Consider the following 20630-nt stretch of genomic DNA (forward strand, 5'->3'; position numbering starts at 1 on the left):
GCTGAATCACTGAAAAGAGAAAGGACTAAATTATGAAATTATCGACAACTACAGCAATTTACAGAGACCGTCCGGAAGGCAGGGCAGTTATTCCCATCATAGACTGTGTGAAAAGGCTGCATAAAATCGGTTATGAGGATGTGGATTTTAATTTTTGTCTGATGAACCAGTATGATCTGGAACTTTCCAATGACAAATGGATGGATTGGGTAAAAGAGATGAGAGAACTGCTGGGTGAACTGCATATGACTGCCAGCCAGGCCCATACGCCGTTTTATAATGTGTTAGACCCGTCAAGCGTGGCCGATCATGAATACACGGAAGAGATGGTCCGCCGGTCGATTATCGCTGCCGGAGAACTGGGGGTAAAGGCAACGGTAATCCATGCCGGAACTCATCTGGGCGATAATGATTACAAAAAAATACTGAAGGACAATGTGGAGTATTTGAAACCACATGTGGAGCTGGCGGCTAAATATGGAATGAAGATCGCTGTGGAAAATCTGTTTGATAAGATGGATCCGGCCAAAGGATTCCGCCGGGACCGGTATATGGCCCGAACTGACGAGGTGATCGAATTATGTGACGCACTGAGGGAAAATTATGATAATGTGGGAATCTGCTGGGATTTCGGCCATGCAAATGAGATGGGACTGAATCAGCCGCAGGCGCTTAACATGATCGGAAGCCGTCTGATTGCTGTTCATGTGCAGGATAATTATGGAGTAATTGATGACCATCTGCTTCCTTATCACGGAACCGTGGTATGGGAACCGATCATGGAAACATTGAAAAAGATCAATTACCAGGGGGTATTTGCTTATGAGACACATAAGGCGACCATGAGAGTGCCGGAAGCGGTGATCGACGCCCTTTTGACCTATTCTCTGCAGTTGGGGAATTATCTGATCTCCTTGTACGACGAAGCATAGTAAGGGGGACAAGTATGCAAAAACTATATAAAGCGGTTATTTTTGATTTTGATATGACCATAGCTGACAGCTCTCAGGTGATCGTCTCATTGCTGAATGATGCGGCGGAGCATTTCGGGTATCCCAGAAAGAGCTATGAGGAAGTGCTGCCATGCGTGGGCAATACTCATGAAATCATGCTGAGCTATGTTACCGGTGAAAAAGATCCGCAGAAGCTGCTTTTGATGCGGGAACATTACCGGACGATCAGCAGAGAAGAGATGCCGAAACGGACCACATTTTTCCCGGGAGTGGAGCAATGCCTGAAAACATTGAAGAGGAATGGGATTAAAGTTGGGTTATTATCCCTTAAACTTCATGATATACTGATGGCATCTCTGGATAAATATAATCTGAGCCGGTATTTTGACCTGATACTGGGGTGCGAGGATGTGCCGGCGCATAAACCGGACCCAAGCGGAATGATAAAGGCCATGAAACTGCTGGGAGTGGGACGCCATGATATCCTTTACATAGGGGACAGCCTGGTGGATCAGGAAACCGCCAAAAATGCAGGTGTGGATTTCTGCGCCATGCTGTTAGGAGGAACGTCAAAGGACCAGTTTGACAAGGATTTCGTGACCGCATTCTGCATTTCCCCGGATGAGGTGACGCGTTATTTTTCGAGTAATAAGTACAGAAATGCCAGATAACGGAGGGCAGGCGGATAAAAATGTGAAAAAGCGGGGACAAACAATTTGAAATTTCCTTCTGCCTGAGGTAGTATAGTACTAGATAATATATTATGGCAGGCAGGAGGAGCATAAATGAAGTTACTAACATACGAAGTAGATAATAAGGTTAAGCTCGGTATGATGAGCAAAGATGGGGCGTGGGTGTATCCGCTGAAGGCTTGCGGTATGGATTATGATGAGATGCAGGAATTAATAGAGGGAATCAGTGATTCTGAACTGCAGCTTTTAGAGCATTTTTCAAAAAGTGATCCTTACGAAATCCGCGGTGCTGCAACCGTTGAGGAAGTAAAGCTTCTGGCTCCTATTTTGGTTCCGCGTCAGGATATCATCTGTCTAGGGATCAATTACATGGCACATGCGGAAGAGTCTGCCAGATTCAAAAAAGAGGCGTTTGGAGGGGAACGTCCCTATGCCGTTTATTTCTCAAAGAGGGTGAACAGAACGGTCAGCAACGGGGAGGGAATTCCCAGTTATCCGGGGCTGGTGGACAGTTTGGACTATGAGGCAGAACTGGCGGTTATCATAGGCAAGGATGCGAAGAATGTGAAGCCGGAAGAGGTAAAGGATTATATTTTCGGCTATACGATTATGAATGACGTGAGCGCGAGAACAATACAGACCAATCATAAACAGTGGTATTTTGGAAAGAGCTTAGATGGCTTTACACCGCTTGGGCCTTGCATTCTGACTGCGGATTCCATTCCATATCCTCCACAGGTACAGGTGCAGTCCAGGGTGAACGGCGAGCTGCGCCAGGACAGCAATACAAGCCTGCTTATTTTTGGAATCGATCATATCGTGAGCGAGTTGTCCCAGGGGATGACGCTGAAGACGGGCACCATTATATCCACGGGAACTCCGGCTGGAGTCGGTATGGGATTTGAGCCGCCTAAGTTTTTGAAGGTTGGGGATGTGGTGGAGTGTACCATAGAAGAGATCGGAAGTATCTCCAATCCGGTGATCTGATGAAGGGAATTTACATGAAGCGTGAAGGCATTTTCAGAAATGCCTTCACGCTTCATGTAAAAAGTTTGATGTAAAAACAGGTTTTGTCTGCACTATAAAAGGGCTGTCATTTGACAGCCCCGTTTTAAGTATGTTATTAATAATTTTCAGCTTTTCTCTCAAAATAAGCCTTTGGATGAGCGCATACCGGGCAAACTTCAGGAGCGTCGGCAGCTTCATGAATATAACCGCAGTTACGGCATTTCCAGCCTAAAGGAGCGTCGCCTTTAAAGGTTCCGTCTTTTTTCAGGCTGTCAAGCAGCTTCAGATAACGTTTCTCATGAGCAGCTTCTACTTTAGCAACCATACGGAATTTATTCGCTAACTCGTGGAAACCTTCTTCGTCGGCTTCATTGGCCATGCGCACATACATGTCGGTCCATTCTTCATTCTCACCGGCAGCAGCGTCTGTAAGGTTTTCTTCTACAGTGCCAAGGCCGTGATATTCTTTGAACCACATCTTCGCATGCTCTTTTTCCTGGTCTGCAGTTTCCAGATATAAAGCGGCCATCTGCTCGTATCCGGCTTTTTTGGCTACGGATGCGTAGTAAGTATATTTATTTCTTGCCATGGACTCGCCGGCAAATGCATCCAATAAATTCTTTTCTGTTTTTGTTCCCGCATATTTAGACATATGAATTCTCCTTTTCTTTCGTAAACTGCCAGTGATATGGAATCAGGATTAGTTGAAATATCTCTTTAATAATCCTTCAAATGCTTTTCCGTGACGAGCTTCGTCTCTGGCCATCTCATGTACTGTATCATGGATTGCGTCTAAGTTAGCAGCTTTTGCACGTTTTGCAAGGTCAAATTTACCGGCTGTAGCGCCATTTTCAGCAGCAACTCTTAATTCCAGGTTTTTCTTTGTGCTGGTAGTAACGCACTCGCCCAGTAATTCAGCGAATTTAGCAGCATGTTCTGCCTCTTCGTAAGCGGCTTTCTCATAATATAAACCGATCTCAGGATATCCTTCTCTGTGAGCGACTCTAGCCATAGCTAAATACATACCAACTTCTGAACATTCACCTTCGAAGTTTGCTCTTAAATCCATAATAATATCTTCGCTAACGCCCTGTGCAACGCCTACTACGTGCTCAGCAGCCCATGTTAATTCACCTTTCTGCTCTTCAAACTTGGAAGCAGGAACCTTACATACTGGACAAAACTCTGGAGCTGTTTCTCCTTCATGAACATAACCGCATACTGTACAAACCCATTTCTTCATAATTCGTGTTCTCCTTTTCTTTTTTTGATTTATATTATTCTATACATTTGATAAATAATAGTAATTATTACTGATATTACAATAACATATTTTTCCAACGATGTCAAGCTTTTAATGTAACTTTTTTGCGGAACAATCTTTGCAGGTGCCGTAGAAAAAGATGGTGTGGCTGTTTACCTGTCCGTCAAAGTGTTCTTCAGCTATCCGGTTTAAATCTTCTCTGGTCTGCATAGGCAGGTCGATTACCTGACCGCAATCGCTGCATACGAAATGATAATGAGGGGAAGTATCTGCATCAAAGTGATCCGCGCCGTCACCGCAGGTTAATTTGATCACTTCACCTAATTCAACCAGGAGATTCAAGTTCCGATAGACAGTGCCTAAACTGATATTAGGATATTCCTCGCGAATTGACATATAAACGGCATCCGCAGTAGGGTGGTCCTTGCGCTCCATCAAACATGTTTTGATGGATTCACGTTGACGACTGTACTTTAGCGTCTTCATACAATTCTCCTTTCTTCATTCTTGTGAATCATCTTGCAAATAATAACAATAATGATTACTAATATAATAACAAAAAATAATATCTATGTCAAGGGATAATTACCTGATTTATCGTGAAAATATGGGGATGATATAGGGATTGAGAAATATAGGGTTTGCTGTTATAATAATGGTTGGAATTTATCTGTATTCTTTTTATTCTTCAGGCCGTTTCGGCCGCAGTTTTCCATTTTTAATTATAAAAAGCGGGAGGTGATAGGAGCCAGCCTTGATTCTGTCAGGAAAAAATAATATAATAAGGAGAGACGAATGAGCACAGAGTTTTTGCAGTGGCATCCCGCTTTCTATGCAGCGGCTCAGATTGAGCTTCTGGAAGAACGGGATAAACTTGGATATTATACTCAGGGCAAACCGGGATGCAGCAGAGGAGGCGAAGGAAATGTGTGATGCGATAAGAGAGTTGTTTGCGGAGGAATTAGAGGAAGGAATGCAGTTGGGACTACAGCGGGGAATTAGTCAAGGACGAGAACAAGGCCTGGCCTGTGGCCGGGAACAGGGAATTACCATTGCAAAAATGGTCTTTCGAATGAACGCAGAAGGCAAAGATATAGATGAGATCGCCCAGGCCGGAGGTCTGACCCGTGAAGAGGTTCAAAAAATTCTGAACGATTGACGAACGATAGGCGCGGGAGAAGGACGCGGATGAGGAGACAATAACTCTAAAAGGCATCTGAGAGTGTGGCAGAAGAAACAGTTATGGGATTCGGTATTCACCTCCAAGATACAAGGGCGGATATCGAATCCCATTTTGGCAGATATCAGATCGTTTCTTTGGCAATCCGTATAAATTCTTTGGTGGCCTGTGAAAGGTAATGGCCTTTATGATAACCGATTGCCAAGACACCGTGAGCTTTCGGGTAGTTGAGCGAGTAGAAATTTAATGGTCCCCGCTCTCTTAAAACGGTATCCAAAGCGCCCCGGCTGGCGATAAACATCTTAGGATAAAAGGTGATTCCCATGCCTTTTCCGGCTAAAGCCATAACGGTTTCTATATTCTCTGTTTCCAGAATGATGCGCGGGGTGATCTGCGAATCTTCAAAGATCTCATCGGCGATTGTCCGCACCCGGTTTCCTTTATTAAGCAGTAAAAACGGGCAGCCGTCTAATATGGAAAGGTCATTGCTGTGTTCCAACAGCATTTTCGTTTCTTCCACTTTTCCGGGGAAGGCTTTTTCCAGCACGGAATCGGAGACTGCAAGGAGGACTTCCTCGTCGCAGAGGGGGACGGTTTCTATGTTATCCACCTTAAAGGGCAGCATGCCGATGATCAGATCTACTTTGCCGTGCAGAAGATCGCTGTCCAGTTCTGAGGAGTTTCCTTCTACCAGATGAAGCTCGATATTGGGAAAGCGCTCTTTATACAGCGGTAGGATTTCCGGCAGGATCTTCCGCCCTCTGGTATGAGAAACGCCGATGGAAATGCGGCCGGTGGAGAAATCCTTGATATCGGCTATCTCCTTGTACGTTTCATCCCTGAGATCCAAAAACTGCCGCGCTCTCGCTTTTAAAGCCTGTCCGGCATAGGTGAGGGTCAGCGGGGTGGTTCGGTTAAATAAAATAACATCAAATTCTTTTTCCAGGTTGGAGATATGGTTGCTCAGGGACTGCTGGGATATATACAGACGCTTTGCGGCTTTTGTAAAATTCAGCTCTTCCGCAGCGGTCAGGAAATACTCCAGGTTCAAAAAATTAATCATGATCGATTATCCTCCATGTATACGGTCTGTTACAGTCTGACCGCGCTCCAACTGTCATGGATAACCATACCGGAATTTCCGCTTTGGAAGCCAAAGGAGGAGATAAAACGTCTGCCTGACTGCTGATTGTAACCGTTAATGAGAATATAGCATATTTTTTCAGAGAAAACTATAGAAATATTAGGCAGGATATGATAAATTAATATATTAGAAAGTTTTGTGAAAAGTGAGGAGAAAAACATGAGTGACGAGATGAGAAAAGATATGGAAAGCATGGATGATTACGCTGCAGAACTGGAAGCGTCTTATAAGGAATATGACGAGAGACGGAGCAAACAGGTTTATGTGGCAGAAGAAGATCCTCAGGCAGAGGCTTGGCAGAATTTAGGCCAGATGAAAGAGGACCGTACTGTTGTTAAGGTTAAGATTAAAGAGATTGTAAAAGGCGGAGCAATCGCATATGTGGACGAGATGAAGGCATTTATCCCTGCATCCCAGCTTTCACTGGAATATATTGAGAAATTGGATGAATGGGTTGGAAAATATGTAGAGGCCCTCGTTATCACCGTTGATCCTGAAAACAAGAAACTGGTTCTCTCTGCAAAGGAACTGCTGAAAGAAAAGGCAGAGGCGGAGAAACAGGAGAAGTTATCAAAGATACAGGCAGGTCAGGTTGTGGAAGGCGTTGTGGACAGCCTGAAACCATACGGCGCATTTGTTAATCTGGAAGGCGGATTATCAGGTCTGCTTCACATTTCCCAGATCAGCAATCAGAGAATTAAACATCCGGGCGCTGTTTTAAAAGAAGGCCAGAATGTGACTGTTAAGATTTTAAGCGTTGCAGACGGAAAGATCAGTCTGAGCATGAAAGCATTGGAGCCGGAAGATGAACCGGCAGAGGTTTTCGACTATAAAGAAAATGGAAGCGCCTTTACCGGCTTAGGCGACTTACTGAAGGGCATCAAATTATGATGAATATCCCTAAAACATACAACCAGATTGACCAATGGAAATCGGTTATGTTTTTGTATAACTCTGCGTTAAAGGAGATCAATACCAAGATTGAGATTCTGAATAATGAGTTCGTTCATATTTATGATTACAATCCTATTGAACATATTAAGTCGCGGCTGAAAACGCCGGAAAGCATTGTTCAGAAGCTGAAACGCTACGGATGGGATGTTACCATTGACAATATGACTGATAAGCTCAATGATATCGCGGGAATCAGAATTATCTGTTCCTTTACATCGGATATTTATATGATTGCCGATATGATATCGAGGCAGAGCGATGTTACAGTTTTATTTGTAAAAGATTATATCAAAAATCCAAAACCAAATGGATATAAGAGTTATCACATGGTGGTGACAATTCCGATTTATCTGACTGACGGGCCGGTAGAGACGAAAGTGGAGATACAGATACGGACAGTAGCCATGGATTTCTGGGCCAGCCTGGAACATAAAATCTATTATAAATTTGAGGGGAATGCGCCTGCATATCTTCAGCAGGAGCTGAAAGCCTGCGCCGATATGGTGGATATGCTGGATGCCAAGATGTATTCCCTGAATGAAGCAATTCTTGCGCTCAGCCAGAACCAACAGGAAGAAGCTATTGAAGAAGAGACAAAGGGGTAAAGGCTGAAGCGAAGAGAACTTTTAACATAATAGGTGAAGGGATTTTTGAAAAAGCCTTAGTGATTTGGTTTTAAAACCAAACCCTAAGGCTTTTTCAAAAATCCCTTCACCCTTCCTGTAAATTTATGCGGAGAGACGAGGGATAATATGTGGAGACTTCTCAGAGAGACAGGTCAGATTATAAAATTTAATATCAAGAATCTGCTTCTGTTTGAAGTGATCTACCGTTTGGTAACTGCTCCCATTTACCTGCGTTTCATGGACCTGGGGATTAAAGCTATTTTAAAGCTGAACGGCTACAGCTTTCTTACATTGGGAAATCTGGGGAAAATCCTGTTGAATCCGGGGACGATACTGATTCTTTTAGGCGTGAGCCTGGTTGGCGTTTTGATATTAACCGTTGAGATCGGCGGATTGATCACCGCATTTTCAGGGGCGGCTTATTACCTGAAGCTTCCCTGGACGGAGATTCTGTCCGGCGGAGTGCACAAGCTGATTGATGAAATGAGGCGAAAGAATTTTGCGATTCTTTTAATGGCGCTGGTGAATTACCTGCTGGTCAACCTCTATTTGATCTACCGGGTGTTTACCCACGTGAAACCCCTTAATTTTATGATGCGCACAATTTTGGAAGAACCCGTATCCAGAATGCTTCTGGTGGTTGGGCTGGTGCTTTGCGTAATCGGGTTTGCTCCGGTTATGTTTGTCTGGTATGGATGTATGGTGGAGCAGAAATCTTTCCGGGACAGCTGCGCAAGAAGCAGGGAACTTTTGAAAGACCATGTGATTCCATCTGTAATACTGATGGGCGGGGGCAATGCGGCGGCTATTTTATTGATGATTATTACGTATCTTGTCTGCGTGTTGGCGGCGGCTCTGATCGTTGTGTTGGCAGTGGATAAAAAGATGGAGTTCGCATTTCTTCTCGCGGCCTGTGACAGGATTGAGCTGGTTTTGCTGTTTTTGTTCAGCTCGATTATCTGTATGGTCAATTTTGCGTCCCTGACAGTGCTTTACTACCAATACAGCAGCCGGCTGAAACGTGAGCCCAGGTGGGATTTTGATTTTACGGGACAAAAGGTTTTGAAGAAAAAATATGCTCTGGTAGCAGGCGTTCTGATGTGTGTTGTCAGCGCTGTCTGCATGTTTGACGTGGCCTGGAACGGTTCCGTGATCACAAAAGCTGTGATAACGGATATAGGCATAACCGCCCACCGGGGGAGTTCCAAAACGGCTCCGGAAAATACCATGGCGGCCATTGAAGCGGCGGTGGAAGAGCTGGCTGATTATGCGGAGATCGACGTACAGGAATCCAGTGACGGGTATTTGGTCCTCTGCCATGACAGCAGTTTAAAACGGGTGGCCGGAATTAAGCGCAATGTGTCGGAACTGACCTTTGAGCAGCTGATGGAGCTGGATGTGGGAAGCTGGTTTTCACCGGAATTTGCCGGTGAGAGGATTCCGACCTTGGAAGAGGTGATGGCCTATGCCAAGGGAAAGATCAATCTGAACATAGAAATTAAGAATGCGGGAAGCGGCAGCCGGATGCCGGAAATGGTATTAAAACTGATTGAAGAGTATGGGATGGAAGAACAGTGCGTAGTGACATCTACGGCCCTTAAATATTTGGTGCGGATTAAGGAATTGAATCCGGATATTAAAACCGGTTATATTATTTCAGCGGCTTACGGCCGTTATTATGAAGAAGACAGCATTGATTTTATCAGTCTGCGTTCCAGCTTTGTGACCGAGCGTTTGGTGACGCTGGCCCATGAATCCGGCAAGGAGATTCATGCCTGGACGGTCAACAGCAAAAGCGAGATGGAGCGGGTAAAGGCCCTTGGCGTGGATAATATCATAACGGATTATCCGGTCAGAGCCAGAGAGCTGATCTATGGGGAAGAGGCGACGGAAACGCTGTTGGGATATCTGCGTCTGATTCTGAGATAGGGATTCAGAAGATAGAAACTTGCGATAGAGAGACTGAAATGAGGAGAAAATTGGAATTATGCGTATGGTAATACAGAGAGTGGCTCATGCAAAAGTCACTGTGTCCGGCCAGGAGATTGGTTCGATTGGCAGAGGATTTTTAATTTTACTGGGTGTGGAAGACAGCGATGACCGGACGGTTGCGGATAAAATGGTGGATAAGATGGGAAAGCTGCGCATCTTTGAAGATGAGCAGGGAAAGACCAATCTTTCTTTGGCAGATGTGGACGGAGAGATTCTGGTGGTCAGCCAGTTCACCTTATATGCGGACTGCAGAAAAGGGAACAGGCCCAGCTTTATCCGGGCCGGAGCGCCTGCTTTGGCTGAAGAACTCTATGAATATGTGGTTTCGCAGTGCGGCCGGTATGCGAAAAAGACGGCTCACGGAAGCTTCGGAGCCGATATGAAGGTTGAACTGTTAAATGACGGGCCATTTACCATAGTGCTGGACAGTGAAGAGCTGATGAAACGATGACAAAGAGAAAGGAAGAAAAGATGGAAAAGACAGCAAAAGAATTACAGGATGAACTCACCTGGAAATTCCCTCATATTGCAAAGGCGGCGCCTGAACAGGTGGAGCAGGCGGCAGCATTTTGCGAAGGGTATAAAAAATTCCTGGATACGGGAAAAACTGAGCGGGAATGCGTAAAAGAAGCGGAGCAGATGCTTCTGAATGCCGGATACAGGCCGTTTGACGAGAATGGAACATATGAACCGGGCGACAAAGTTTATATGATTCAAAGAAATAAAGCGCTGATTGCCACCACTTTTGGAACTGAGAAGGTGGATGCAGGTCTCAGAATCAACGGTGCCCATATTGATTCACCCAGACTGGACTTAAAGCCCAATCCTATGTATGAAAAAAATGATATCGCCTACTTTAAAACCCATTATTACGGCGGCATCAGAAAATATCAGTGGGGCACGGTTCCGCTGGCTATGCATGGAGTTATTATCAAGAAAAATGGTGAAAAAGTGGAGATTTCCATCGGTGAAAACGAGAATGATCCTGTATTTTGCGTTACCGATCTGCTTCCCCATCTGGGCGCGGAACAGAATGAACGCCATTTAAAGGATGGATTAAAAGGCGAGGAACTGAATATCGTGATCGGTTCCGTGCCGTATGCAGACGATGAGATTAAGGAGCCGGTCAAACTGCTTGCGCTCCAAATATTAAATGAGAAATATGGGATTACGGAGGCGGATTTCCTTCGTGCGGAAATCGAGATGGTTCCTGCCCAGAAAGCCAGCGACGTGGGGCTGGACCGCAGCATGATCGGCGCTTACGGGCAGGATGACAGGGTATGCGCTTATACGGCTCTCATGGCGGAGATCGAAACGAAGGAGCCAAAATACACTACGGTAACGGTTCTGACAGATAAAGAGGAGATCGGATCGGAGGGAAATACAGGGCTGAACTCCAACTATGTGGCTCATTATATTGAGTATTTGGCAGAACTTCAGGGGGTTAATCCTAAGGCTGTTTTCAAAAATGCGGTCTGCCTCTCCTCTGATGTAAATGCGGCGTATGATCCCACGTTTCCAAGCGTATTTGAAGCGAATAATTCCTGCTATATGAATAAAGGATGCGTTTTAACCAAGTATACGGGGGCCAGAGGAAAATCCGGTTCTAACGATGCCAGTGCGGAGCTGATGGCGCGGGTGATCGATATTATGGACAGAGGCGGCGTATACTGGCAGATCGGCGAACTGGGAGCGGTGGACGCAGGAGGCGGCGGAACCATTGCCAAATATGTGGCTCAGATGAATATCGAAGTGGTGGATCTTGGCGTGCCGATTCTCTCCATGCATTCTCCATTTGAACTGGCTTCCAAATTGGATGTGTATAATACATACAAGGCATTTCATGCATTTTATAACATCGTGTAACTATTCAGAGGGGACATCTTCTTGCATGGCCTGCGGCCATACAAGAAGCATCGGAGGTTCCTCCGATGGAAATATTGGTACAAAAATCCGCTTACAAGCAAGCTTGACACTGATTTTTGTATCAATATTTCCGCCCCCTGAACAGTTACAGCATATTCTGAAATTTTTGTGAATTTGGCTGAAATACTTTTTTTTCCCTCTCTTATGTGGTATAACTTAGATTATCTGTATCCCCAAAGGGGAGTCCCTGACTGACAGCCAGCAAAAGGGCGCATAGGGGAAAAAAGATGCGAATAAATAGAAAAGAATAAGGATGTATTAATCATGAGAAAATTTGCAAAGGTATGTATTTGCGGTATGGCTGCGGCTGTGCTGTTAACAGGATGTTCAAAGAAGAATTCAGTTGAGCCGACAAGTGCTGCGGAGACAGAAGCGACATCGTTTTCAAGTAATTTAATGGAGCCCATTGAAGGAGTAACGCTGGGGGCTGATGAAGATAAGGTTGTTTTAGGCGAATATAAAGGACTTGAAGTGGAAGCCGTTCCGGTGGAAGAAGTAAAGGATGAGGAAGTAGAACAGAGGGTGCAGTATGTTTTAGCAAGCAATCCGATCACTGAGGTGCCGGCAGACCATGTTGCTCAGAACGGCGATACGGTCAATATCGATTTTGTGGGAAAAAAAGATGGAGTTGCATTTGAAGGCGGAACCGCAGAAGGACAGGATTTACAACTCGGTTCAGGAAGCTTTATTCCGGGCTTTGAAGAAGGCTTGGTTGGCGTAAAGGCTGGAGATAAGAAAGATCTGAATCTCACCTTCCCTGAGAACTATCCTCAGGCTGATTTAGCAGGTGCTGCAGTGGTATTTGAAGTGACTGTTAACAGCTTTACATCAATTGTTCCTGAGTTAAATGATGAATTTGTTGCTGCACATTCGGAAACTTCCAAGAATGTGGACGCATTTAGAGAAGAATTAAGAGAGCAGATTGGAAAAGAGAAAGAGGCTGCAGCTCTTTTAATGAAAAAAAATGCTTTGTTTACGGAAGTGATAAATAACAGTGAAGTATCGGTAACGGATAAAACATTGGAAGAAGAATACAATAGACAGCTTCTTATTAGTACAAACAGGGCTCAAGCTCTTGGCATGGACCTTGAAACAATGTTGTCTCTTTACGGCATGGACATGTCTACATTCCAGAACCAGTTGAGACAGGCTGCTGCCCAAATGGCGAGGGAGAACTTAATTATCGATGCGATTGCGGATCAGGAGGGCATTGTTCTTAATGATACGGAACGGGAAGAAATTGCTAAAGATATAGGTTATGGCAGTGTTGACGCCATGGAAAGTGCTTTTGGAGAAGTAACAACAAACAGTTTCTTAATGGCAGAAAAAGTAGTAGCATTTCTAGCGGATAATGCAGTGGAAAAATAGTTCAGATCATAGGGGGATCTCGTATGCAGCTGTTAAAAGACAGAATCAGAAAAGACGGCAAGATTAAGGCCGGCAATGTACTAAAGGTGGATAGCTTTTTGAATCATCAGATGGACATTCATCTGTTTGAAGAGATTGGAAAAGAATTTAAAAAACGGTTTACGGATGTAGAGGTCAATAAAATTCTTACTATTGAGGCTTCCGGTATTGGAATTGCCTGCGTAGTTGCCCAGTATTTTGACGTGCCGGTAGTATTTGCTAAAAAGACGAAGACGAAAAACATTGCAGGAGATGTGTATACCAGTAAAGTGGAATCCTTTACGCATGGAAGAGTGTACGATATCATCGTTTCCAAGGAATTCCTTGGAGAAGGCGATAAGGTGCTTTTGATCGATGATTTCCTTGCCAATGGAAAGGCTTTGGAGGGACTGGCTTCCCTTGTACAGGATTCAGGAGCTGAACTGGTGGGAGCCGGAGTAGTTATTGAAAAAGGCTTCCAGGTAGGCGGAGACGCCATACGGTCCAGAGGCATCCGTCTGGAATCCCTGGCAATTGTTGAATCTATGGATGAGGAGACAGGAACGATTGTGTTCCGCGGAGATGACTGTGAGTAAGAAAGTATTGTTTTTTGATGTTGATGGAACATTATTAAGTGAGATAACGCGTACTGTGCCGGAGAGCGCAGTACGCGCTTTGTCTGCGGCCCGTAAAAACGGACATTTGGTTTTTATCAATTCCGGCCGCACGTACAGCCAATTGGGAAAGATCAAAGAATTGGTGGAAGTGGACGGATATCTTTGCGGCTGCGGCACCTATGCAAGGGTGGGAGGAGAGGTTCTCTATTCCCATCAGATTCCTCATGAGAGGGGAATTCAGATTAAGAAGGATATAGTTAAATACAATTTGGACGGTATTTTAGAGGCGGCCGGGGGCTGCTATGTCCAGAAAAAGGAATCCCGCTTTGCTGAGGTCAGACGGATCAGCAAATCTCTGGATTTTGCAATCCGTGATTACGGCTGGGATGAAGACTGCTATGATTTTGACAAGTTCTGCGTTCTGACGGATGGAGAAAGCGATGAAGACGGATTTTTCCGAACCTTGGAAGCAGACTTCGACGTGATTGACCGCGGAAGCGATTTCTTCGAGTGTGTGCCACAGGGGCATTCCAAGGGGACGATCATGGATGTGGTACTCAAGCGGTATGGGCTCACGCTTCAGGATGCTTATGTATTTGGAGACAGTATGAATGACCTTTCCATGTTCCGGTTTGCCGAGAATGCAGTGCTGATGGGCAGACATGATAAAGGATTGGAACCTTACGCCAGCTTTGTGACAAAGACGGTTGAAGAGGATGGAATTGAATTTGCAATGAAAGAATTAGGGATTATATAACCGGTTTTAACCGGTTGGCTAAAGGGTACGCACGGAATCGGGAAGCGGAGCAGGACAGAGCGGTCTGCTCCGCTTCCCGATTCCGTGCTGTTTTTTTCTGGATTGTTTAAAAACAAGGAGGAATATCAGTATTTAGATAGCCTATAATTTACCTGGATTTTTACATAGATCTTCAAGGCATTTTCGAAAAAGCCTTCACGGTTCATGTGAAAAGGGAGACAATTGAGAAAATAGATGATATAATAGTTTGAGAATCAAAATCAGAAATTTACTTGTGGGTGAATGGGATGAAACGAGATTTCAGTACAAAACTTAAAGTTGTACTTTTTTTAATAGTGTCTGTGATTGCCGTTTGCATAGGAAAGAACCATCCTGCTTTTGCAGAAGCCAATACGGATTCCGTAAAAGTGGGATATTTTTTACTGGATGGATATCAGAATATAGATGAAGAGGGCAACTATTCCGGCTATGGATATGAATATCTGCAGGAATTGAGAAAATATACGGGATGGAATTACGAGTACGTCAGAGCGTCTTTTGGGGACTGCCTTACCATGCTGAAAAATGGTGAGATCGATCTGATGGGGTCCATCCAGATGACGCCGGAGCGCCTGGAGATCTTTGACTATGCGGATCTTCATTCGGGAATCAGTACGGCCTGTTTGTTTACACGAAAGGACGATATCCGTTACGCGTACCAGGATTTTTCCGGTTTTAACGGGATGACGGTTGGAATTCTGAATGGAAACAGCAGGAATAAACGGTTTGATAACTATTGCGAAGAAAAGGGCTTTCAGGTCAATAAGATTACATTTAATACGGAAAAAGAGCTTTTAGAGGCACTGGATAATCATCAGGTAGACTCTGTTATGCTGAGCAACGTCAGAAATATGTCGGGATATCGGATTATCACCCAGTTTTCCCCTTCGCCTTATTATTTTGCCACAACAAAGGGCAATACCGCGGTTCTTCAGAAACTGAATGATGCGATGGAGCAGATTAAGGCTCAAAATCCTTATTTTGATGCGGATTTATATGAAAAATATTATTTTTCAGTTCTTACCGGAGTACCCGCTTATACTCGGGAGGAACAGGCATTTATAGACCATGCGGAAACGATTCAGGTGGGATTGTCTGACGGACGAAATGTTCTTTCTGATTATAATGACCAATCGCAGAGTTTTACGGGAATCACAATTGATGTCATGTCTCTGGTTTCGGAGAAAAGCGGTTTGAAATTTTCCTATAACATACTTCCGGGGGAGCTTAGGGCAGTAGAGTATTTAAAGAGCAGCGAGGCACAGATTGCAGCGCCGCTCATGAGGTCCGAGGCAGTGATAGAATCGGATCAGATGCTGTTCATTCCGGCAAAGGTAGACAGTTCCCTTGTGCTGGTGGGCCGACAGGGAGAAGCCTTTGACCCTTCCGGTTCTTTTACACTCGTGCTGCCGTATTTGATGGCCAATACGGAAGATTATATGAGAGATAAATACCCCAATGCTGAGATTATCTTCGAGGCCGACGATTTTTCCTGCCTGAATGCAATTGTCAATAAAAAGGCGGATATTACATTTGAGAATATCTTTGCGGCCCATGCCAACCTGCAGCGTCCGGTTTATGAGAAATTATATATATTTACGGCGTATTCCCTGAAAGAAGAATTTTCAATCGGAATCCTGAACAGTGATAATCCGTTGTTGGTGTCTGTGCTTCAAAAAACAATGGAATCACTTACACAGGAAGAGATTAACCATATTATTATGAAATATACCATGGCGGAAAATTATAAAATGACGCGGAAGGATATATTTTATAAGTTTAAACTATTTATTTATGCGCTGTCGGTTCTGATTATAATGATCATATCTCTGCTTGTTGTCATCATGATTATCAGACAGCGGAATTACAGGAGGCTGGAGGCGGCCAATGAACAGCTGAAACAGGCGCTGGTAGAAAAGGAAAATGCGAATGATGCGAAAAACAGGCTGGAAGCGCAGAAAATAGCGGATGAGAAATACCAGGCCGAGCTTCGCAAAATGATAGAGTACGACGATATGAGCGGGCTTTACAGCAGAAGGGCGTTCTACGTCCATGTGCGTGAGCGCCTGGATGAGGACCCCAAAGGGTGTTATGCCGTTGTCAGGTGCGATATCGACCGTTTTAAGGCGTTTAACGATATTTTCGGCACCTTGATGGGGGATCAGCTGTTGGGAGATTTGGGACGGTTTTTTAAAGAATTTGACCGGGACGGAGTTATCAGCTGCAGGCTGCAGGCGGATCATTATGTGTCTTTATGGCCTAAGAGCTTATTCGATGCGGAACAGTTGTCACAGAAGCTTCAGCAGTGGTTTGATGCCTATCCTGTGGATTTTAATTTCTCTTTTTGCCTTGGCATCTATATGGTTGACGATACCTCTCTGGACGTGGCTCTGATGTGTGACCGGGCGCTTATGGCGCTCAGAACCATAAAGCAGCGGTATAATGAGTCGTATGCTTATTATGACGAGGTGCTCAGGGATAAACTGATTCTGGAGCAGCGGATTACGAGTGAGATGGCTCAGGCATTGGAAACAGGGCAGTTTGTGGTCTATTATCAGCCTCAATTCCGGTATTCCACCGGAAAGATGGCGGGGGCGGAAGCTCTGGTACGGTGGCAGCATCCTGAAAGAGGGCTTATCAGTCCTGCGGTATTTATTCCCATATTTGAGAAAAATGGTTTTATTGCGAGTCTGGACCGGTTTGTATGGGAACAGGTCTGCATGAAGATGAGGGAATGGCTGGATAAGGGGATGGAGATTTCTGTGTCCGTCAATATATCCAGAATCGATATCGAGGATCAGAGTTTGTGTCAGTTTTTGGAACAGCTGGTGAAAAAATACAGGATACCTGCCGAACTGCTGAAACTGGAGATTACGGAAAGCGTGTATATGAGAAATCCGACCGAACTGATTTCGGTGGTTAAGAAGCTTCAGAACAGGCGGTTTACGGTGGAGATGGATGATTTCGGAAGCGGTTATTCTTCCCTTAACATCTTAAAGGATGTGCCGGTGGACGTGCTGAAGCTGGATTTAAAATTCCTTGGAGGAGACGGCAGATCCAGAGGAGGAACGATTTTGAGCTCGGTTGTGCGTATGGCGCGCTGGCTGGATCTTCCGATCATCGCCGAAGGCGTGGAGACTAAGCAGCAGGCGGATTTTCTTCTGAGCATTGGCTGCGATTACATGCAGGGATATTATTTTGCCAGACCCATGCCGGCAGAGGAGTTTGAGACGTTAATGCAGCAGGATTCCGGCGGGGAGATTGTGCGGAGAGAAACAGAATATTCTGCCGAATTTGTAGAGGAATTATGGAATCCGGAATCGGATTTGTCCTTCATTTTCAATAATTTCGCCGGCGGAGCTGCCGTGATTGAATATAACGGGGAACGGGTGGAGATTCTTCAGGCCAATGATTCTTATCTCCGTTTGCTGGGAATTAAGAGGGAAGATTATGAGCCTTACAGAAAAGATGTATTAGCCCGCTTATTTGAAGAGGACAGGATCTATTTTAAAAAGATGCTGGAAGAATGCATAAAAGATGGAAAGGGGCAGGCGGAGGTCCATACGAAGCCATTTGGCAAAGGAAATGCCGGAGGATTCTATAAGGTGAAAGCGTGGCTGCTGGCTAAGGCCAGGGGAAGCCATATCTTCTATATTTCAGTGGAAAAGATGTAACACGAAAAGATAAATGAGAGGAGAGGGAAAGATGGAAATTACAGGCAGGGATTTTACGGTGGAACACCATGCGGTGCTTTATGCGCTGATGGCAAAACAGATCATGCTTTTTGATCCTGCTCAGGGGGAAGTTCATGTGCTGGCGGCCACCGGAAGATATGGGGAAGACCGGGGAAAGAGGATGGCCCGGGCCGCTTTAAAAGACGGATGCGGGCTGAATCCATGCAGCTATATGGTATATGGCGAGCTCCCTCTGGTTACCGGAGCTTCCAAGTCCTCTTCTTCGGTTGAAGGCGGCCGTTTCCGGACATCCGTATCCGGGTGCGGATGGCTGGATGCGTGGAAAAAATATGATTTAGCGGATTACGGCGCTTTTTACTGCAAAGTGATCGACGAGAGTGTGTACAGAGGATTTAATCCGGAATTGGAGTTAAAGATATCCTCCTGTTTAAGTGGAGGTGATGAGGCCTGTGGATTTGACTGGGGTGAAGCGGTTTCACAGGAAGAGCAGCAGAGATGCCAGGAGTTTGCAGAAAAATTGGGAACCGGATTCCGAAAAGATTTCCTGTTTCATACATCCGGAATGCTGGCGGTGATGGGTGAATATCTGAAAGAAGCATATGGGAATCATGGAAATGAGATCGTTGAACGGGCATTAGAGGAATTTTCCCGTATTTTTGGCAGAGAATATGCCGCAATTTTGGAGAAAGAAACACGGTAAGTGACTTGGGGTAGGATAGAAATGGAAGATAAAAAGACGATGGTTGCCGGAATTTCGAAGAAAACGCTGGAACGGCTTCCGGGATATTATCATTATTTACAGCAGAAAAAAGAAGAGGAGCAGGCATATATATCGGCTCCGGCTATTGCGGCGGATTTGAATCTGAATGAAGTTCAGGTCAGAAAAGAGCTGGCGCTGGTGAGCAAAAGGGCGGGGAAGCCGAAGGCCGGCTTTTCCGTGGATGAGCTTCTGGTGGATATTGAGGATTTTCTGGGCTACAATAATGTGAACCAGGCGGTTTTAGCGGGAGCCGGAGCTCTTGGGAAGGCGCTTCTGTCCTGCCGGGACTTCGAACAGTACGGAATTGAGATCGTGGCCGCATTTGATAATGACCCGGAAGTGGTTGGAACTAAAGTGGCGGGGAAAATGGTTTTATTGTCCGATAAGCTGGTGAATATGTGCGCCAGGCTGAATGTTCACATCGGGATTATCGCCGTGCCGGCTTCCTGTGCCCAGGAAGTCTGCGACAGGATGGTTTTGGGCGGAGTGAGGGCCATATGGAATTTTGCCCCTGTTCATCTATCTGTTCCGGAACATGTGATGGTTCAAAATGAAGATATGGCGGCTTCTTTAGGAATGCTTTCCAAATACTTATTGGAGCATGGAGGCGGAGACTGTTGATGGGAAAGGAGATACCGGCTTGAATACAGTACTTTTACAATATGCACTGGAAGTGGGGAAGACGGGGTCTATCACCCAGGCGGCCAATAATCTGTACATGGAGCAGCCTAATTTGAGCAAAGCGATTAAATCGTTGGAAGAAATGATGGGCGCGCCCATCTTTAAACGGACATCCAAAGGGGTGGTGCCCACTGAAAAAGGAAAGATATTTCTGGAATATGCGAAGAATATATTGATGCAGCTGGAAGAGATGGAATCTGTCTATAAAGGTCAGGAGCGGGAGCAGAATGAATTCCGGCTTTCAATTCCAAGGGCCACATATATCAGCGAAGCGTTCTGCCGTTTTGTAAAGCGCATGGACCGGTCGAAAGAGATTAATTTAAGCCTCAAGGAAACCAATTCGATGGAAACTGTGGCGGATGTGGCGGACGAAAAGTGCCGGATGGGGATTATACGGTATTCCGAGGAATTTGAAAAATATTACGCACAGATTTTAAAAGAACACGAACTGGAGAGCCGTCTGATCTGGAAATACGATCCGGTGATTCTGATGTCCGGGAATCATCCGCTGGCTGATGAAGAGGTTATAACCTGTGAACAGCTTAAAGAGTATTTGGAGATTCTTCATGGGGATATTAAACTTTCTTCCTCTTTGCCCATAAAAAATGTTTCTGCGCATTGGAGCGGGGAGAAGAGAAAGCGGATCTATGTCTACGAGAGGGGAAGCCAGTTCAACCTTCTGCAGACCAATGAGGACGGCTATATGTGGGTATCTCCACTGCCGGCACGGTGCCTGAAAAGCTATGGACTGATTCAGAGAACCTGTTTTGATCTGGACCGAAAATATCGGGACGTGCTGATATACCGTCCTCACTATAAGCTTAGCGCTTATGATGAAATGTTTTTAAAGGAAGTTCAAATGGTGAAAAAAGAAATCATTGGTGATATGGCGGCGGAGAGATAATGATATATCAGTATTTATATACTGATATATTCTGCTTTACATTACCCAAATG

The 20630-nt window shown here is 45.1% G+C and carries 21 protein-coding genes; 17 read left to right on the top strand and 4 right to left on the bottom strand.

Going from position 1 to position 20630, the window contains the following annotated elements:
- Positions 1–32: 32 nt before the first annotated feature.
- The 3 genes from C0033_RS11745 (at position 33) to C0033_RS11755 (ending at position 2632) form a co-directional block, all read left to right on the top strand.
- Positions 33–932: a sugar phosphate isomerase/epimerase family protein gene (locus C0033_RS11745; protein ID WP_103228067.1), complete on the top strand. Its 900-nt coding sequence runs from the start codon at positions 33–35 to the stop codon at positions 930–932.
- Between the two features lie 14 nt (positions 933–946).
- Entirely contained in the window at positions 947–1624 is a 678-nt protein-coding gene (locus tag C0033_RS11750; protein ID WP_103228068.1) for an HAD family hydrolase, read from the top strand.
- A gap of 114 nt (positions 1625–1738) precedes the next feature.
- On the top strand, positions 1739–2632 hold the full coding sequence (locus tag C0033_RS11755) for a fumarylacetoacetate hydrolase family protein (protein WP_103228069.1): 894 nt from the start codon (positions 1739–1741) through the stop codon (positions 2630–2632).
- 136 nt (positions 2633–2768) lie between these two features.
- Here the strand turns inward: C0033_RS11755 and rbr are convergent, their stop codons facing one another.
- From rbr to C0033_RS11770, 3 genes are all read right to left on the bottom strand, one after another.
- Positions 2769–3305 (bottom strand): rubrerythrin, encoded by a 537-nt coding sequence (gene rbr, locus C0033_RS11760; RefSeq protein WP_103228070.1) that lies wholly within the window; start codon positions 3303–3305, stop codon positions 2769–2771.
- A gap of 48 nt (positions 3306–3353) precedes the next feature.
- On the bottom strand, positions 3354–3896 hold the full coding sequence (locus tag C0033_RS11765) for an NADH peroxidase (RefSeq protein WP_103228071.1): 543 nt from the start codon (positions 3894–3896) through the stop codon (positions 3354–3356).
- Positions 3897–4007: 111 nt separating this feature from the next.
- Positions 4008–4403, bottom strand: coding sequence for a transcriptional repressor (locus C0033_RS11770; protein ID WP_103228072.1), 396 nt, complete (start codon positions 4401–4403; stop codon positions 4008–4010).
- A 309-nt stretch (positions 4404–4712) separates the two neighbouring features.
- On the opposite strand from C0033_RS11770, the gene C0033_RS27045 reads away from it, so the two are divergent.
- Complete coding sequence (locus C0033_RS27045) at positions 4713–4850, top strand: hypothetical protein (protein ID WP_180994690.1); 138 nt, start codon at positions 4713–4715, stop codon at positions 4848–4850.
- On the top strand, positions 4843–5076 hold the full coding sequence (locus C0033_RS11775) for a hypothetical protein (protein ID WP_103228073.1): 234 nt from the start codon (positions 4843–4845) through the stop codon (positions 5074–5076). The genes C0033_RS27045 and C0033_RS11775 overlap by 8 nt, the downstream gene beginning before the upstream one ends.
- A gap of 145 nt (positions 5077–5221) precedes the next feature.
- On the opposite strand, the gene C0033_RS11780 is transcribed toward C0033_RS11775, so the two are convergent.
- Complete coding sequence (locus C0033_RS11780) at positions 5222–6160, bottom strand: LysR family transcriptional regulator (protein WP_103228074.1); 939 nt, start codon at positions 6158–6160, stop codon at positions 5222–5224.
- A 240-nt stretch (positions 6161–6400) separates the two neighbouring features.
- Here C0033_RS11780 and C0033_RS11785 point away from each other — a divergent pair, with 240 nt between their 5' ends.
- The 12 genes from C0033_RS11785 to C0033_RS11840 all read left to right on the top strand — a co-directional run bounded on the left by C0033_RS11785 (position 6401) and on the right by C0033_RS11840 (position 20578).
- Positions 6401–7132 (top strand): S1 RNA-binding domain-containing protein, encoded by a 732-nt coding sequence (locus C0033_RS11785; protein ID WP_103228075.1) that lies wholly within the window; start codon positions 6401–6403, stop codon positions 7130–7132.
- Positions 7132–7800 carry a GTP pyrophosphokinase family protein gene (locus C0033_RS11790; RefSeq protein WP_347501099.1) on the top strand — a complete coding sequence of 223 codons (669 nt, stop codon included), beginning with the start codon at positions 7132–7134 and terminating at the stop codon, positions 7798–7800. The genes C0033_RS11785 and C0033_RS11790 overlap by 1 nt, the downstream gene beginning before the upstream one ends.
- A gap of 147 nt (positions 7801–7947) precedes the next feature.
- On the top strand, positions 7948–9750 hold the full coding sequence (locus C0033_RS11795) for a glycerophosphodiester phosphodiesterase (RefSeq protein ID WP_103228077.1): 1803 nt from the start codon (positions 7948–7950) through the stop codon (positions 9748–9750).
- Between the two features lie 58 nt (positions 9751–9808).
- On the top strand, positions 9809–10264 hold the full coding sequence (gene dtd, locus C0033_RS11800; RefSeq protein WP_103228078.1) for a D-aminoacyl-tRNA deacylase: 456 nt from the start codon (positions 9809–9811) through the stop codon (positions 10262–10264).
- The gene (locus tag C0033_RS11805) at positions 10261–11679 is read left to right on the top strand and encodes an aminopeptidase (protein WP_103228079.1); all 1419 of its coding nucleotides are present in this window, start codon (positions 10261–10263) and stop codon (positions 11677–11679) included. The genes dtd and C0033_RS11805 overlap by 4 nt, the downstream gene beginning before the upstream one ends.
- Positions 11680–12003: 324 nt before the next feature.
- Positions 12004–13107, top strand: a complete 1104-nt coding sequence (tig, locus tag C0033_RS11810; protein ID WP_103228080.1) for a trigger factor — start codon at positions 12004–12006, stop codon at positions 13105–13107.
- 23 nt (positions 13108–13130) lie between these two features.
- Entirely contained in the window at positions 13131–13721 is a 591-nt protein-coding gene (locus C0033_RS11815; RefSeq protein ID WP_103228081.1) for a xanthine phosphoribosyltransferase, read from the top strand.
- A complete protein-coding gene (locus C0033_RS11820; RefSeq protein WP_103228082.1) occupies positions 13708–14499 on the top strand; it encodes an HAD family hydrolase in 792 nt (263 codons plus the stop codon). The genes C0033_RS11815 and C0033_RS11820 overlap by 14 nt, the downstream gene beginning before the upstream one ends.
- A 287-nt stretch (positions 14500–14786) precedes the next feature.
- Positions 14787–18212, top strand: coding sequence for an EAL domain-containing protein (locus tag C0033_RS11825; protein ID WP_103228083.1), 3426 nt, complete (start codon positions 14787–14789; stop codon positions 18210–18212).
- Positions 18213–18243: 31 nt separating this feature from the next.
- The gene (locus C0033_RS11830) at positions 18244–18933 is read left to right on the top strand and encodes an L-2-amino-thiazoline-4-carboxylic acid hydrolase (RefSeq protein WP_180994691.1); all 690 of its coding nucleotides are present in this window, start codon (positions 18244–18246) and stop codon (positions 18931–18933) included.
- Positions 18934–18954: 21 nt separating this feature from the next.
- Positions 18955–19614 carry a redox-sensing transcriptional repressor Rex gene (locus tag C0033_RS11835; RefSeq protein ID WP_103228085.1) on the top strand — a complete coding sequence of 220 codons (660 nt, stop codon included), beginning with the start codon at positions 18955–18957 and terminating at the stop codon, positions 19612–19614.
- 19 nt (positions 19615–19633) lie between these two features.
- Positions 19634–20578: a LysR family transcriptional regulator gene (locus C0033_RS11840; RefSeq protein ID WP_103228133.1), complete on the top strand. Its 945-nt coding sequence runs from the start codon at positions 19634–19636 to the stop codon at positions 20576–20578.
- Positions 20579–20630: the final 52 nt, after the last annotated feature.

It is taken from the genome of Clostridium sp. chh4-2, from assembly GCF_002899675.1.
GTDB lineage: Bacteria > Bacillota > Clostridia > Lachnospirales > Lachnospiraceae > CHH4-2.